Source organism: Nocardioides maradonensis, assembly GCF_054777115.1.
In genome coordinates, this window is the sequence record NZ_BAAHAZ010000004.1 from 51,433 (window position 1) to 66,370 (window position 14,938).

14 protein-coding genes are annotated in these 14,938 nt (G+C 71.5%); 5 read left to right on the forward strand and 9 right to left on the reverse strand.

The window, feature by feature from the left end:
• Position 1: 1 nt before the first annotated feature.
• Positions 2-718, reverse strand: coding sequence for a GntR family transcriptional regulator (locus ACYVAQ_RS05455; protein ID WP_460787466.1), 717 nt, complete (start codon positions 716-718; stop codon positions 2-4).
• Positions 719-899: 181 nt separating this feature from the next.
• On the opposite strand from ACYVAQ_RS05455, the gene ACYVAQ_RS05460 reads away from it, so the two are divergent.
• The 5 genes from ACYVAQ_RS05460 (at position 900) to ACYVAQ_RS05480 (ending at position 7,127) form a co-directional block, all read left to right on the forward strand.
• The gene (locus ACYVAQ_RS05460; protein WP_460787467.1) at positions 900-1,571 is read left to right on the forward strand and encodes a haloacid dehalogenase type II; all 672 of its coding nucleotides are present in this window, start codon (positions 900-902) and stop codon (positions 1,569-1,571) included.
• A gap of 4 nt (positions 1,572-1,575) precedes the next feature.
• Positions 1,576-2,877, forward strand: a complete 1,302-nt coding sequence (locus tag ACYVAQ_RS05465; protein ID WP_460787468.1) for an NAD(P)/FAD-dependent oxidoreductase — start codon at positions 1,576-1,578, stop codon at positions 2,875-2,877.
• Positions 2,874-4,337, forward strand: coding sequence for an aldehyde dehydrogenase family protein (locus ACYVAQ_RS05470; RefSeq protein WP_460787469.1), 1,464 nt, complete (start codon positions 2,874-2,876; stop codon positions 4,335-4,337). The genes ACYVAQ_RS05465 and ACYVAQ_RS05470 overlap by 4 nt, the downstream gene beginning before the upstream one ends.
• Positions 4,338-4,404: 67 nt before the next feature.
• Entirely contained in the window at positions 4,405-5,661 is a 1,257-nt protein-coding gene (locus tag ACYVAQ_RS05475) for an aspartate aminotransferase family protein (protein WP_460787470.1), read from the forward strand.
• Positions 5,658-7,127 carry an NAD-dependent succinate-semialdehyde dehydrogenase gene (locus ACYVAQ_RS05480; protein WP_460787471.1) on the forward strand — a complete coding sequence of 490 codons (1,470 nt, stop codon included), beginning with the start codon at positions 5,658-5,660 and terminating at the stop codon, positions 7,125-7,127. The genes ACYVAQ_RS05475 and ACYVAQ_RS05480 overlap by 4 nt, the downstream gene beginning before the upstream one ends.
• A 17-nt stretch (positions 7,128-7,144) precedes the next feature.
• Here ACYVAQ_RS05480 and crcB read toward each other — a convergent pair whose 3' ends face one another.
• From crcB to zwf, 8 genes are all read right to left on the reverse strand, one after another.
• Positions 7,145-7,501, reverse strand: a complete 357-nt coding sequence (crcB, locus tag ACYVAQ_RS05485; RefSeq protein ID WP_460787472.1) for a fluoride efflux transporter CrcB — start codon at positions 7,499-7,501, stop codon at positions 7,145-7,147.
• Positions 7,498-7,980, reverse strand: coding sequence for a fluoride efflux transporter FluC (locus tag ACYVAQ_RS05490; RefSeq protein ID WP_460787473.1), 483 nt, complete (start codon positions 7,978-7,980; stop codon positions 7,498-7,500). Before ACYVAQ_RS05490 ends, crcB begins: the two co-directional genes overlap by 4 nt.
• A gap of 19 nt (positions 7,981-7,999) precedes the next feature.
• Positions 8,000-8,950, reverse strand: coding sequence for an ATP-binding protein (locus ACYVAQ_RS05495; protein WP_460787474.1), 951 nt, complete (start codon positions 8,948-8,950; stop codon positions 8,000-8,002).
• A gap of 151 nt (positions 8,951-9,101) precedes the next feature.
• Complete coding sequence (gap, locus tag ACYVAQ_RS05500) at positions 9,102-10,121, reverse strand: type I glyceraldehyde-3-phosphate dehydrogenase (protein WP_460787475.1); 1,020 nt, start codon at positions 10,119-10,121, stop codon at positions 9,102-9,104.
• Positions 10,118-10,879, reverse strand: a complete 762-nt coding sequence (gene ppgK / locus ACYVAQ_RS05505; protein ID WP_460787476.1) for a polyphosphate--glucose phosphotransferase — start codon at positions 10,877-10,879, stop codon at positions 10,118-10,120. The genes gap and ppgK overlap by 4 nt, the downstream gene beginning before the upstream one ends.
• A complete protein-coding gene (gene eda / locus ACYVAQ_RS05510; RefSeq protein WP_460787477.1) occupies positions 10,876-11,496 on the reverse strand; it encodes a bifunctional 4-hydroxy-2-oxoglutarate aldolase/2-dehydro-3-deoxy-phosphogluconate aldolase in 621 nt (206 codons plus the stop codon). The genes ppgK and eda overlap by 4 nt, the downstream gene beginning before the upstream one ends.
• Positions 11,486-13,390, reverse strand: a complete 1,905-nt coding sequence (edd, locus tag ACYVAQ_RS05515; RefSeq protein WP_460787478.1) for a phosphogluconate dehydratase — start codon at positions 13,388-13,390, stop codon at positions 11,486-11,488. Before edd ends, eda begins: the two co-directional genes overlap by 11 nt.
• Positions 13,387-14,865, reverse strand: a complete 1,479-nt coding sequence (gene zwf, locus ACYVAQ_RS05520; protein WP_460787479.1) for a glucose-6-phosphate dehydrogenase — start codon at positions 14,863-14,865, stop codon at positions 13,387-13,389. The genes edd and zwf overlap by 4 nt, the downstream gene beginning before the upstream one ends.
• Positions 14,866-14,938: the final 73 nt, after the last annotated feature.

Sequence of the window (14,938 nt, forward strand, 5' to 3'; positions counted from 1 at the left end):
ATCAGCTCTGTGGCACGGAGGCCGGGTGGTGGCTGGTGCGCTCAGCGGACGTGCTGGCGGCCAGGTTCGAGTTGGCACGCGAGAGGTGCTGGTTGATGACGGTGACGATCTGGTCCGAGTCGAGAGCGCGGAGCGCGTCGATGAAGTCGCGGTGGTCCTGCATCAGCTCCTCGCCGGAGGGCTTTGCGATCTCCAGCCAGGCCATGCAGGTCAGGGTCTCGGCGGAGAGCAGGTCGTACGCCGCCTTGAGCCGCGAGTTGCCGCCGGCAGCCACCAGTGCTTGGTGGAACGCGAGGTCGGCCTGCGCGATGGCGACCCGGTCGCCGGTCTCGAGCTGCCGGTGGAGCATCTGCAGTGCGTCCTCGAGCTGCACGGCCGTCCTCTCCACCGCGTCCGCCCCGGAGCCGACGATGGTGCGGGCCGAGTGGCTCTCGATGGCGGTGCGGGCGTCGTAGATCTCCTGGATGTCGGTGTCGGTGAACTCCCGGACCGTCACGCTCTTGTTGCGCTGGGAGACGAGCAGACGCTCGGCGACCAGGCGTTGGAACGCCTCGCGCACCGGAGACCGGGAGACGCCGAGCTGTGCGGCGACCGCGGTCTCGTTCAGCGGCTGTCCTGGGGCGAGCGCGCCGGTGATGACGAGCTGTCGCAGCTCGGTGCACACACGATCGGTGGCGGAGGCGAATGTCAGCGGTGCGAGCCGCAGTCCTGAGTCCACTGGGTGCTCCTCGGGGATCGGTTTCGGGGAATCTAATGACGTCGGCTGCATGCTGTCAACGGTCTGTAGTCGATTGTCGACAACATGCGAGATCGGCGCTACGGTCGTGCTGCGCGGCGGAACGGCGCCTTGCGACCTCCGCGCCCGCGACCCACCCGAACTGACCCCAGGAGCGCTCACCGTGACCGATTACCGCCCGAAGTACGTGTCCTTCGACTGCTACGGCACGCTCATCAACTACGAGATCGACGCGGCGACCCGGAAGGTCGTGCGTGGCCAGATCAGCGACGAGGACTTCCCTGCCTTCCGGCGCTCGTTCAGCAAGTACCGCTACGACCAGGTGCTGGGCGACTACTACCCGTACCGGCAGGTGCTCCAGGACGCCTACGACCGAACCTGCGGCAAGTGGCGGATCGAGTCCGACCCGACGGCCGGCGAGCAGTTCGCCGACGCCGTCCTGTCGTGGGGGGCTCACCCGGACGTCCCGGGTCCGCTGGCCAAGATGGCCGAGAAATACCCCCTGGTGATCCTCTCCAACGCGGACACCTCGTTCCTGGACGTCTCCGTGCCCCGGCTCGGGGCGCCGTTCCACGCGGTGTTCACCGCCGAGCAGGCCGGCTTCTACAAGCCGCGCTACCAGGCCTTCGAGTACATGGTCGACCAGTTGGACGCGACGCCGGACGACTTCCTGCACGTCTCCTCGCACACCCGCTACGACCTCATGCCCGCCCACGACCTCGGGTTCCGGAACCTGGTGATGCTCAACCGCGACTACGACCCGCCGGCTCACTCCTACGGGTACGTCGACGTCAGCTCGCTCGACGAGCTCAACCAGATGCTCGGGATCGACTGATCCCATGAAGCTCGTTTCGTACTGGCAGGACACCGCCGCCCCGGCCGGCGACTTCCGGCACGAGCCCGTGCCGTCGGAGGTCGACGTGGCTGTCGTCGGTGCCGGACTCACCGGCCTGGCCGCGGCCCTCGAGCTGGCACGTGGCGGTGCGCGGGTCGCGGTCCTGGAGTCGCACCACGTGGGCTGGGGAGCGTCCGGGCGCAATGCGGGCATGGCGACCACGGGTCTGGCGATCGGGTTCGGCAAGGCGGTGGCTCGTTACGGCCGCGACCGGGCGGTGGAGTACTACCTGGAGTACGACCGGGCGATCAGCGCCGTCGAGACGCTGGTGCGCGAGAACGCGATCGACTGTGACTTCGACCGCTCGGGGAAGCTGTCCCTCGCCCTCACGCCGCGCGATGTCGCCGGCATGCGTACGACGCAGCGCCAGCTGGCCACGCTCGAGGACCTGGTCCCCCTGCAGGTGCTGGGGTCGGCCGACATCCGCAAGGAGATCGGCTCGGACTACTACTGCGGCGGGATGGTCGACCCGCTCGGAGCCGGGCTGCACGTCGGGAAGTTCGTCGCCGGCCTGGCATCGGCCGCGATCGCGGCCGGCGCGACGATCTGCGAGGCCGCGCCGGTCGTGTCGCTGAGCCGCGACGAGAAGAAGCACGTGGTGCAGACGTCACGCGGACAGCTGCGCGCCGACGACGTGCTGATCGCGACCAGCGGCTACACCTCCGGGGTCACGCCCTGGCTGCGCCGTCGCATCATCCCCGTCGGCAGCTTCATCAACTGCACGGAGCCGCTCGACGCCGACCTGGCAGCGGAGCTGATGCCGCACCGGCGGATGGCCTCGGACGCGAAGATGCTGACCTACTACTTCCGCCTGACGCCGGACAACCGCATGCTCTTCGGCGGTCGCGCCCGCTTCGCGCTGTCGAGTCCGGACACCGATCGACGCAGCTCGGAGATCCTGCAGCGGGCGATGGTGGCGATCTTCCCCCAGCTGGCGAGCGCCCGGATCGACTACACCTGGGGCGGACTCGTCGACATCAGCATGGACCGGATGGTCCACACCGGCGAACGCGACGGGATCCACTACAGCCTCGGCTACAGCGGGCACGGCGTGCAGATGGCGACGTACTCCGGCCAGCAGGTGGCTCGCAAGATGCTGGGGGCCCGGGCTGACCTGCCGTTCGCCGGTCTCGGCTTCCGGGCGGTTCCCGGCCACGTCGGACCTCCCTGGTTCCTGCCCTTCATCGGTGCGGGGGCGCACACCATCGACAGGTGGAACCTGCTCCGGGGAGGGAAGGGGTCGTGACCATCGTCGACCGGCACGTGACCGATATCCGTCCCCTCGTGCCGCCACCGGGTGGGGCCCTCGTCGCGGGAGAGTGGCGGACCGCACCGCTCGACCTGCCGGTGATCGACCCGGAGAACGGGGCGGTCGTCGGGCACGTGACCCGGTGCACCGAGCAGGACGTGGACGAGGCCGTCCGCGCCGCCGCGGCGTCCCTCGCCGAGCCATGGCCGCTGCACGCGAGGACGGCGTCGCTCGCCCGCGCGGCCGACCTCGTGGTCCAACGGTCGGACCTGTTCGCCCGGTTGATCGCGGCCGAGGGGGTCAAGACCCTGCGGGAGGCGCGCGCCGAGGTGACCCGCTGCGCGGAGACCCTCCGGCTCGCCTCCCAGTCGGGTGACGCACTGACCGGTGAGGTGCTGCAGCTGGACGACAGCTCCCGGGGAGAGGACCGGATGGGTTGGTTCACCCGCGAGCCGCTCGGGGTGGTCGCTGCACTCACCAGCTTCAACGACCCCCTGAACCTGGTGGCGCACAAGCTCGCACCCGCGATCCTGGCCGGCACGGCCATCGTGCTCAAGCCGTCCGACCACACGCCGCTGTGCGCCCTGCACCTGGCCCACGTGCTCCTGGAGTCGGGGGTGCCGGGCCGGCGGCTCTCGGTCGTGTGCGGCGGTCCGGAGATCGGTCGCGCGCTCGTGTCCCATCCCGGCGTCGCGGTCGTCTCGTTCACCGGCGGTGTCCGGACCGGCGAGGCGATCACCCGCAGCGCAGGCGTCAAGAAGATGCTCCTGGAGCTCGGCGGCAACAACGCCACGATCGTCTGCGCCGATGCCGACCTCGACCTGGCGGTCGACAGGATCGTGTCGGGAGCGTTCGGCGTGGCCGGGCAGAACTGCCTCTCGGTGCAGCGCGTGTACGTCGAGCGACCGGTCTTCGAGCACGTCCTGGACGGCGTGGCGGAACGTGCCGCGGCGCTGGTCGTGGGTTCGAAGCAGGACGCCGCGACCGACGTCGGTCCCCTGGTCGACGGGCTCGCCGCCGATCGCGTGACCAGCCTGGTCGAGGAGGCCCGGCACCACGGCGCCCGCGTCGTCGTCGGCGGCCGCGCCGAGGGCACGCTGTACTGGCCGACCGTTCTCACCGGTCTCGCGCCCGGCTCGCGCATCCTGCGCGAGGAGGTCTTCGGGCCGGTGGTGGTGATCGAGCCGGTGTCGTCGCTCGACGAGGCGCTGCAGCGTGCCGACGACTGCGAGTTCGCGCTCCAAGCAGGTGTCTTCACGGCCTCGTTGGACGTCGCGACGCGGGCATCACGCGCGCTCCGGGTGGGCGCCGTGCTGCTCAACGACACCAGCGACTTCCGGATCGACAGCATGCCGTTCGGCGGCTTCCGGCAGTCGGGCGTGGGCCGCGAGGGAGTGCGGTACGCCGCCGTCGAGCTGACCGCCCCCCGGTGCGTCCTGGTGCCGGTGTCGAGCTGAACGCGGCCGGCCCTCCACCCTCCTCGTCCCTGTCACCGCGACCTTCGTCGCAACGGAAGGAACCTCCATGGCATCGCTGAGCCCGCTGCTCAAGCAGGCAACCCCGGTCGTCGTCGACCACGCGTCAGGAAGCTGGATCCACGGCACCGACGGGCGGGACTACCTGGACTTCACCACCGGCATCGGCGTGACCAGCACCGGCCATTGCCACCCGCGCGTCGTCGAGGCGGCGCGGGAGCAGACCGGCAAGGTGATCCACGCCCAGTACACGACCGTCCTGCACCAGCCTTTGCTCGAGCTGACCGACAAGCTCGGCGAGGTCCTGCCGGACCGGCTGGACTCGGTGTTCTACGCGAACTCCGGCTCCGAGGCCGTCGAGGCCGCCATCCGGCTGGCGCGGATGGCCACCCACCGACCGAACATCATCGTCTTCCAGGGCGGCTTCCACGGCCGCACCGTCGCGGCCGCGTCACTCACCACGGCGGGCACGCGGTTCTCCGCGGGCTTCGCGCCGCTGATGGCCGGCGTGCACATGGCACCGTTCCCGTACGCGTTCCGCTACGGCTGGACCGAGGAGGAGGCGGTGGAGTTCGCACTGCGCGAGCTCGACTACCTGCTGATCAGCCGGACCGCCCCGGACGACACCGCGGCCTTCCTGATCGAGCCCGTGCTCGGCGACGGCGGCTACCTGCCGACGCCGCCCTCGTTCCTGGACGGTCTGCGGAACCGCGCCGATCGGCACGGGATCGTGCTGATCCTGGACGAGGTGCAGGCCGGCTGTGGACGTACCGGAAGGTTCTGGGGCCACCAGCACTCCTCGATCACCCCCGACATCCTCATCACGGCCAAGGGCCTGGCCTCCGGGTTCCCGATCAGCGCCATCGCCGCTCCGGCCGAGCTGATGGCGAAGGCATGGCCGGGCTCGCAGGGTGGGACCTACGGCGGCAACGCCGTCGCGGCGGCCGCCGGCTGCGCGACCCTCGACGTGATCCGCGACGAGGGCCTCGTCGAGAACGCACGCGTGCGGGGCACCCAGCTGCAGGGCGGGTTGAGGCTGCTGCAGGCGAAGCACGACGCCATCGGCGACGTGCGCGGTCTCGGACTCATGCAGGGCATCGAGCTCGTGGACGAGGCCGGGCGACCCGACGCTGCGACCGCTGCAGCGGTGCAGCAGGCGACGACGACCTACGGTCTGCTCAGCCTCACCTGCGGGCCGGCCGGCAACGTCGTACGCCTCATCCCCGCGCTCGTCGTCACCGAGCACGAGATCGATCTCGGGCTGGAGCGCTTCGGCCGGGCGCTGGAAGACGTGGTGACCCGATGACGACCGCGACCACGCGCGACGTCCTCGCCTCCGTGCCGACCGATCTCTTCATCGGCGGCGAGTGGGTCGAGGCCGCCTCCAGGCGGCGTACCGATGTGCTCAACCCGGCGACCGGTCAGGTCATCGCGTCGATCGCGGACGGCGGCCCCGACGACGCGGCACGGGCGATCGACGTCGCAGCGCACACCCAGGCCGAGTGGGCGCGGACGGCGCCGCGCGAGCGCAGCGAGATCCTGCGCCGCACCTACGACCTGATGATGGATCGGCAGGAGGAGCTCGCCACCATCATCACCACTGAGATGGGCAAGCCACTGGCCGAGGCGCGCGGCGAGGTCGCCTATGCGGCCGAGTTCTTCCGGTGGTTCTCCGAGGAGGCCGTGCGCATCGGCGGTGACGCCACCACGAGCGGGGACGGGCGCACCCGGATCATCGTGACCAAGGCCCCGGTCGGTCCCTGCGTGATCGTGACGCCGTGGAACTTCCCGCTCGCCATGGCGACGCGCAAGATCGGCCCGGCGATCGCGGCCGGCTGCACCATGGTCTTCAAGCCGGCCGACCTGACCCCGCTGAGCTCGTTCGCGCTGGTGCGGATCCTGCAGGAGGCCGGGCTGCCGGCCGGGGTGCTCAACGTGGTGTGCTCGTCGGATCCCGGCTCGGTCGTCGGACCGTGGATGAGCAGCGGCAAGGCCCGCAAGATCTCGTTCACGGGATCCACCGCCGTGGGCGTACGACTGCTCGAGCAGGCGAGCCAGCACGTGATGCGCGCCTCGATGGAGCTCGGGGGGAATGCGCCCTTCATCGTCTTCGAGGACGCGGACCTGGACCTCGCCGTCGAGGGCGCCCTGATCGCCAAGCTGCGGAACATGGGCGAGGCCTGCACCGCGGCCAACCGGATCTTCGTGCAGCGCAGCATCATGGAGGACTTCGCGGAGCGACTCGCTGCGCGCATGTCCGCGCTCTCCGTGGGCGACGGGCTCGCGGATGGGACACAGATCGGACCGCTGATCGAGCCCAAGGCCGTCGACAAGGTCACCGCGCTGGTCACCGATGCGGTACGCCGGGGCGCGCGGGTGGTCTGCGGCGGCTCGCCGCTGGAGCGCGAGGGCTTCTTCTACGCACCGACCGTGCTCGTCGACGTCGACCCGGCGTCGGAGCTGATGGCGCAGGAGATCTTCGGACCGGTCGCACCGATCATCGGCTTCGAGGACGAGGAGCAGGTCGTGCGGCTGGCCAACGACACTCCGTGGGGTCTGGTCGGCTACGCCTTCACCCAGGACATCGACCGGGCGTTCCGGCTGCAGGAGTCGGTCGAGGTCGGGATGCTCGGCATCAACACCGGTCTGGTCTCCAACCCGGCCGCGCCCTTCGGCGGCATCAAGGAGTCGGGTCTCGGTCGCGAGGGCGGTCGGACGGGCATCGAGGAGTTCCTCGAGATCCGCTACCTGGCGCTGCCCCGGTCGGTCTGAGACTCGGGAGCCCTCGCTCAGGCGGAGCCGCCGATCCACCAGCCGAGGCTGAGCGCGGCGAGGCCGACCAGCAGCGAGAGAACGACGTACGTCGCCGCCACCTGCGGCTTGCGCTCCTCGAGGAGCCGCACGGTCTCGAAGCCGAAGGTGGAGTACGTCGTCAGGGCGCCGCAGAAGCCCGTGCCGACGAGCGTGGCCACCCACGGGGCGGGCGCGGCGCCGCCGACCAGCCCGAGCACGAACGAGCCGACGAGGTTGACCGCGAGCGTGCCCCACGGCAGCGGCGCCCGGTTGCGGGACTGGATCACCACGTCAGTCAGGTAGCGGGCGGGCGCCCCGACGGCGCCTCCGAGCAGCACCAGCAGCACGGTCATCGGTCGAGCACCTCGCGGGTGCCGGTGAGGCCGGCCCAGACACCGGCCAGGCAGCAGAGCAGCGTCGCGGCGGCGTACAGGAGGGCCAGGGGGGCGCGACCGTCGGCGAGGAGCCGGTGCACGTCGAGCTGGTAGGTGGAGAAGGTGGTGAACCCGCCGAGGACGCCGACGCCGAGGAACGGGCGGAGGTAGCGGGTCGCGGCCCAGCGGTCGATCATGAGCGCCATCAGGACGCCGATCAGCGCGCAGCCCAGGACGTTCGTCAGGAAGGTCGCCCAGGAGAAGCCGGCGGTCGGCAGGACCTGCGCCATCGTCCAGCGTGCCAGGCTGCCGATCGCGCCGCCGGCGGCGATGACGGGCAGCAGGTCCGCGTCCCGGCGTACCAGCGTGATCGGGTGGGGGAGCAGCGGTGCGGTCGGCTCCGGGTCGATCGGGAGCTGGTGGATCTCGCTGCGGATCCGTTCGCGGTCGGGCGCCATCGGGGCGATCCTACGCTGGCTACGCCGCCTTCCACGGGACCGGCGGGGCGCCGGTCGCCTGCCGCCGGAACTCGCCCAGGAACCAGATCTGGAACGACCGCTGCTCCGGGGTGCGGGGTGCGGTCAGCAGGCGCGAGGCCCGGCTGAAGTCGTCCGCCGCGTCGAGCAGGTCGATGAGGCCGCCGATCTCGCGGGCGGTGGCGGGCGGCATCCGCAGCCGCAGGTCGATGGTGGTGCGTCCCTCGCCGGCGGCCAGGTCGACCTGCTCACGACCCATGTTGGCGCGCAGCGGCACCTCGAGCGCGTCGAAGTGGTCGGTGAGGACCTTGGCCAGCGGGTACTCGTCGTCGTGCGCGAGGGCCAGCAGCCGGATCTCGCGCTTGAGGTCGCGGTAGTGGCGCTGGAAGCGCCCCCAGGCGTCGACGGGTACGCCGATGACCTGGACCGCGATGTGCCCGACGCGCGTGTGGTCCTCGACCTCGGGGGGCACGGCGTAGGTCAGCTGCAGCTCGGCTCCGATGCCGTCGCCGAACGTCGCCGCCGGCTCGAACCAGACCGCCTTGCCGTCCTCCTCGATGTGCGCTCCCCAGGCCGAGGAGCAGCGGGCGACGATGTCGAGCCCGCGACCGACCGTGGTGATGGCCAGGAACTGCTCGTCGTCGAGGCTCTCCAGCGCGTCCAGGTCGACGGAGTCGATGTCGAAGCCGCCGGCCGGCGTGGACCGCTGGGGAGGGATCGTGGAGGCGTCGTGGACCTCGAACCGTGGGTGGTCGGGCGTGCCGCTCAGCCGCAGCTGGAACGGCTCCTTGCCGTGCAGCACCGCGTTCGTGGCGAGCTCCGAGACCGCCAGCTCGGCGCACTCCGCCAGCTCCGGGTGACCGAGCTCGTGGCAGGTCCGCACCACCCAGCGGCGCGCCTCCTGGGCGCTCCGCGGGCCAGGCTCGAGGTCGAGTCCCTGCCGTTCAGGCAACGTGGCGAAACCTCACTGCTGTTCAGCCCGAGTCGTGGATGGGGGTGGGCGGTCGGTTGCTGATGGTGGTTCACCACCGCCTTACCCCCCGCGATCGGCAGCCAAACGCACTGCTTGAACGATCGTCCCAGCGTGAGGTTTCGCCCCGGTTTCAGCTCCCGGCCGCGACGTGTCGCACGAGGTCGGCGAGGCGGTTGGAGTAGCCCCACTCGTTGTCGTACCAGCCGACCACCTTGACCTGGTCGCCGACGACCTTGGTCAGCGGCGCGTCGAAGATGCACGAGGCGGGGTCGGTGACGATGTCGGAGGACACGATCGGGTCGGTCGAGTAGCGCAGGTAGCCGGCCATCGTCGACTCGGCGGCCGCGCGCACGATCTCGTTGACCTCCTCCACGGAGGTCTCCCGCGCGGCCTGGAAGGTGAGGTCGGTGAGCGAGCCGGTCGGGGTGGGCACCCGGACGGCGTACCCGTCCAGCTTGCCCTTGAGCTCGGGCAGCACCAGCCCGATCGCCTTGGCGGCGCCGGTCGAGGTCGGGACCAGGTTCAGGGCGGCGGCCCGGGCGCGGCGGAGGTCCTTGTGGATGTTGTCCTGGAGGTTCTGGTCGGCGGTGTAGGAGTGCACGGTCGTCATCAGGCCGCGCTCGATGCCGAGCCCGTCGTTGAGCGCCTTCGCCATCGGCGCCAGGCAGTTCGTGGTGCACGAGGCGTTGGAGATGACGGTATGGCGGGCTGCGTCGTACTGCTCGTGATTGACGCCCATCACGACGGTCACGTCCTCGTTCGTGGCCGGCGCGGAGATGATCACCTTCTTCGCGCCGCCGCCGTCGACGTGCGCGCGGGCGCGGTCGGCGTCGGTGAAGAAGCCGGTCGACTCGATGACCACGTCGACGCCCAGGTCGCCCCACTTCAGCGCGTGCGGGTCGCGCTCGGCGAAGGACACGACCTCCTGGTCGCCGACGAGCATCGCGTCGTCGGTGGCACGCACGGGGACGTCGAGACGGCCGAGGACCGAGTCGTACTGCAGCAGGTGCGCGAGCACGGCGTTGTCGGTGAGGTCGTTGACGGCGACGATCTCGATGTCGGCGCCACCGGAGGCCTGGAGGGCACGGACGGCACGGAAGAAATTGCGGCCGATGCGGCCGAAGCCGTTGATGCCGACGCGGACGGTCATGAGGTCACTCCTGTGGGGTGGGGGTGGTGGGTGGCGACGGCCTGGGCGGCTCCGACGAGGCCGGCGCTCTTGCCGTGGGTGGCGAGGCGCAGCGGGGTGCGCGCCTCGAGGTGGGGGAACCAGTGCTCCGGGGTGCTCGCGACCCCGCCGCCGATGACGACCAGGTCGGGCCAGAGCAGGCTCTCCAGGTGCTGCAGGTAGCGGGACACGACGCCGGTCCAGGTGCCCCAGTCACAGCCGCCGAGCTCGAGGGCGCGACCGCTGCCGGTCAGCTCGGCGTCCACGCCGTCGAGCTCGAGGTGGCCCAGCTCGGCGTTGGGGACCAGCCGGCCGTCGTGGAGGAGCGCCGAGCCGATGCCGGTGCCGATGGTGACCACGACGACCAGTCCGCGGTGGCCGCGGGCGCTCCCGAAGCACGCCTCGGCGACGCCGGCCGCGTCCGCGTCGTTGAGGTACGCCGTCGGCACTCCGAGCACGTCGTCGAGCAGCTCGGGCAGCGACGTACCGATCCAGGAAGGGTCGATGTTGGCGGCGGTCCTGACCACGCCGTGCTGGACGACGGCCGGCACGGCGATGCCGACCGGGGCCGGGTCCAACCGGCCGACGAGCTCGGCGATGCTGTCGCGCACCGCCGCGGGCGTGGCCGGGCGCGGGGTGTCGATGCGGTGCCGACCGGACAGCAGCTCACCGGTGGTGCAGTCGACGAGCGCGGCCTTGATCCCGGTCGCACCGAAGTCGACGCCGATGGCGGCGTTCATCGGAGTGCGGCGGCCTCGGCCGCGAGCTTGCTGATCCGCTCCCAGTCGCCGGCGGCGACGGCGTCGGCGGGCGTGATCCAGGTGCCGCCGACGCAGCCCACGTTCGGCAGCGCCAGGTACGCCGGGGCCGAGGCCGGCGTGATGCCGCCGGTCGGGCAGAACCGGGCCTGCGGCAGGGGACCCGCCACCGCCTTGAGGTACGCCGCTCCGCCGGACGCCTCGGCCGGGAAGAACTTCATCTCGGTCCGGCCGGCCTCGAGCACGGCGAGCACCTCGGAGATGGTCGACGTACCGGCGAGGAACGGGAGGCCCGTGCCGCTCATCGCGTCGAGCAGCCGGGGCGTGGCACCCGGGGAGACCAGGAAGCGCGCGCCCGCATCGGCCGCGGCGGCGGCCTGCTCGGGCGTGGTGACCGTGCCGGCACCGAGCAGGATCTCCGGGATCTCGGCGGCGATCGCGCGGATGGCGTCGAGGGCGACCGGGGTGCGCAGGGTCAGCTCGATGGCAGGCAGGCCGCCGTCGACCAGGGCGCGGGCCAGCGGCACGGCGGTGGCGAGGTCGTCGACCACGACGACCGGCATCACCGGGACGGCGTCGAGAACGGATTCAGTGGGCAACGAAGCTCTCCTCGGTCTGGTGCTGGAGCGCCGCGAACGCGCGGCCGAACATGCTGGCTCCCTCGTCGGCGGGGCCGACCGCGGCGCGGAACGCGCCGAACAGCTCGCGGCCGGTGCCGACCCACTCGTGGTCGAGCTGCGGTCGGCCGCTCGGCTCGCGGGTGGTGAAGTCGTCGGCCTCGATCGCGAGGGCGCCGCTGTAGGCGTCGACGGTGATCACGTCACCATCCCGCACCCGGCTGAGCGGGCCCCCGGCGGCGGCCTCCGGCGTCACGTGGATCGCGGCGGGGACCTTGCCGGACGCGCCGGACATCCGGCCGTCGGTGACGATCGCGACGCGGTGGCCGCGGTCCTGGAGGACGCCGAGCGCAGGGGTGAGCTTGTGCAGCTCGGGCATGCCGTTGGCGGCCGGCCCCTGGTAGCGCACGACGGCGACGAGGTCGCGCCCGTCCAGCTCGCCGCGCTCGAACGCCGCGAGGAAGTCGGCCTGGTCGTCGAAGACGACGGCGGGCGCGCGGACCACGCGGTGGACCGGCTCGACGGCCGAGGTCTTGATGACCGCCGTACCGAGGTCGCCGGTCAGCACCTTGAGCCCGCCGTCGCGGTCGAACGGGTCGGTGGCCGGGCGCAGCACGTCGAGGTCGAGGCTGCGGTGGGTGCCCTCGCGCCACACGACCGTGCCGTAGCCGACGTCGGCCAGCACCGGCTCGCGGGTGTAGCGCGACAGGCCACGACCGGCGATGGTCAGGACGTCGTCGTGCAGCAGGCCCGCCTCGAGCAGCGTGCGGACCAGGAAGCCGATGCCGCCCGCGGCGTGGAAGTGGTTCACGTCGGCCGAGCCGTTCGGGTAGATCCGGGCCAGCAGCGGCACGACCGCCGACAGGTCCGACAGGTCCTGCCAGGTCAGCTGGATGCCGGCCGCGCGGGCGATCGCGACGAGGTGCATGGTGTGGTTCGTCGAGCCGCCGCTGGCGAGCAGCGCCACGCAGGCGTTGACGATCGCCTTCTCGTCGACGAGCTCGCCGATCGCGGTCGGCTCGTCGCGGGTGATCTCGACGGCGCGGGCCGCGGCGGCGCGGGTGAGCGCCTCGCGCAGCGTGTTGTCGGGGTTGACGAAGGACGCGCCGGGCAGGTGCAGCCCGAGCACCTCCATCAGCAGCTGGTTGGAGTTGGCGGTGCCGTAGAAGGTGCACGTCCCGCGCGAGTGGTACGACGCCGCCTCCGCCTCGAGCAGCTCCTCGCGGCCGACCTTGCCCTCGGCGTACAGCTGGCGGATCCGGGCCTTCTCCTTGTTCGGCAGGCCCGAGGCCATCGGACCGGCGGGCACGAACACGGTGGGCAGGTGGCCGAAGGACAGCGCGCCGATCAGCAGGCCGGGCACGATCTTGTCGCAGACGCCGAGCATCAGGGCGCCGTCGAACATGTCGTGCGAGAGCGCGATCGCCGTCGACATCGCGATCACGTCGCGGCTGTAGAGGGAGAGCTCCATGCCCGCGCGGCCCTGGGTGATGCCGTCGCACATGGCGGGCACGCCGCCGGCGACCTGCGCGAGGCCGCCGGCGCGGACGACCGCGTTCTTCAGGACCGGTGGGTACGCCGCGAACGGCTGGTGCGCCGACAGCATGTCGTTGTAGCTGGTGACGATGCCCAGGTTCGGTTTGCGGGTGCTGCGCAGGTCCCGCTTCTCGGCGGGTGCGGAGGCCGCGAAGCCGTGGGCCAGGTTGGCGCAGCCGAGCCGGCCGCGGGCCGGGCCGGTCTCGGCGGCCGCCCGGATCCGTCGCAGGTACGCCGAGCGGGTGACCGCGCTGCGGGCGGTGATCCGCTCGGTGACGGCCGCCAGGACCGGGTGCGGGGGAGCGGCGATGGGGGTGGTGGGGATCTCGGGGAGGGTCATGCGGGCTCCTGCCAGTTGCGGCCGTCGCGCTCGAGCAGCGCGGCAGCCTCGATGGGGCCGTGCGATCCGGCCGGGTAGGTCGCGGGGCGCTCGTCGTGCTCCGACCAGCGCTGCAGCACGGGCTCGACCCACTGCCACGCCGCCTCGACCTCGTCGCGGCGCATGAACAGGGTCGGGATCCCGCGGATGACGTCCATCAGGAGCCGCTCGTACGGCTCGGGGCAGCGTTCCTGGAACGTCGTGGCGTAGCTGAGGTTGAGCGACACCGGCCGCAGCCGGATGCCGCCGGGGCCGGGCACCTTCGCGGTGAGGTGGAGCCGCATCCCCTCGTCCGGCTGCACGTTGATGGTGAGCCGGTTGGGCGCGCCGGCGGCCGGGCTGTCGGGGAACATCGCGTGCGGCGGCTCCTTGAAGACCACGTCGATGGTCGAGTGCCGAGCGGCCAGCCGCTTCCCGGTGCGCAGGTAGAACGGGACGCCCGCCCAGCGCCAGTTCTGCACCTCGGCCCGCAGCGCGACATAGGTCTCGGTGCCGCTGGGGCGCCCGAGGTCGGTCTCGTACGACACCACGGGCCGGCCGTCGACCGCGCCGGCGTCGTACTGACCGCGGACGGTGTTCGCGTCGACGTCCGCCGGCGTCATCGGCTTCAGGGCCTGCAGCACCTTGAGCTTCTCGTCGCGCACCGAGTCGGGGGCGACGTACGTCGGCGGCTCCATGGCCACCAGGCAGAGCAGCTGGAGCAGGTGGTTCTGGACCATGTCGCGCAGCGCGCCGGACCGGTCGTAGTAGCCCGCGCGCCCCTCGACGCCGAGCGTCTCGGACGCCGTGATCTGGACGTGGTCGACCCAGCGCGAGTTCCACAGCGGCTCGAGGAAGGTGTTGGCGAAGCGCGTGACGAGCAGGTTCTGCACGCTCTCCTTGCCGAGGTAGTGGTCGATCCGGTAGATCTGCCGCTCCTCGAAGACCCGGCCCACGGCGTCGTTGATCCGGCGCGAGGAGGCGAGGTCGGTGCCGATCGGCTTCTCGATCACGACCCGGCAGTGGTCGGTGACGAGGTCGAGCTCCTCGAGACGCTGGCAGATCGGGTCGATCACCTGCGGGGCGACCGCCAGGTAGTACACCCGCACGGTGTCGGGGTCCTCGCGCTGCTTGAGCAGCCCGGCGAGCAGGTGCCAGTCGTCGGGGGCGGCCGCGTCGAGGGTGAGGTGGTGGATGCGCGCGAGCAGCCGCTCGAGGGCGACGGGGTCGGCGCCGGGGACGTGCTCCGCGAGGGCCGTGCGGATCAGCGTGCGGTAGCCGTCGTCGTCGATCGTGCTGCGTGAGACGCCGATGAGACGGGTGTCCGCGGGGAGCTGCCCCTCGATCTCGCGGTGGAGCAGGCCGGGGAACAGCTTGCGCAGCGCCAGGTCACCCGTGCCGCCGACGACGACGAAGTCGGCGCCCGGGAGGACGAGGTCCGGTGTGGTCTGGAACACGACAACAACCGTAGGGCCAAAGACTGCCTCATGAAAACCCCTCTTAGGCTTTTTTGTGAACATAAGTAGGCCT

Excerpts from the sequence above, each read along its gene's own strand:
- ACYVAQ_RS05465 (WP_460787468.1), top strand. The coding sequence starts at position 1,576 with ATGAAGCTCGTTTCGTACTGGCAGGACACCGCCGCCCCGGCCGGCGAC.
- ACYVAQ_RS05475 (WP_460787470.1), top strand. The coding sequence starts at position 4,405 with ATGGCATCGCTGAGCCCGCTGCTCAAGCAGGCAACCCCGGTCGTCGTC.
- ACYVAQ_RS05480 (WP_460787471.1), top strand. The coding sequence starts at position 5,658 with ATGACGACCGCGACCACGCGCGACGTCCTCGCCTCCGTGCCGACCGAT.
- crcB (WP_460787472.1), bottom strand. The coding sequence starts at position 7,501 with ATGACCGTGCTGCTGGTGCTGCTCGGAGGCGCCGTCGGGGCGCCCGCC.
- ACYVAQ_RS05490 (WP_460787473.1), bottom strand. The coding sequence starts at position 7,980 with ATGGCGCCCGACCGCGAACGGATCCGCAGCGAGATCCACCAGCTCCCG.
- gap (WP_460787475.1), bottom strand. The coding sequence starts at position 10,121 with ATGACCGTCCGCGTCGGCATCAACGGCTTCGGCCGCATCGGCCGCAAT.
- ppgK (WP_460787476.1), bottom strand. The coding sequence starts at position 10,879 with ATGAACGCCGCCATCGGCGTCGACTTCGGTGCGACCGGGATCAAGGCC.
- edd (WP_460787478.1), bottom strand. The coding sequence starts at position 13,390 with ATGACCCTCCCCGAGATCCCCACCACCCCCATCGCCGCTCCCCCGCAC.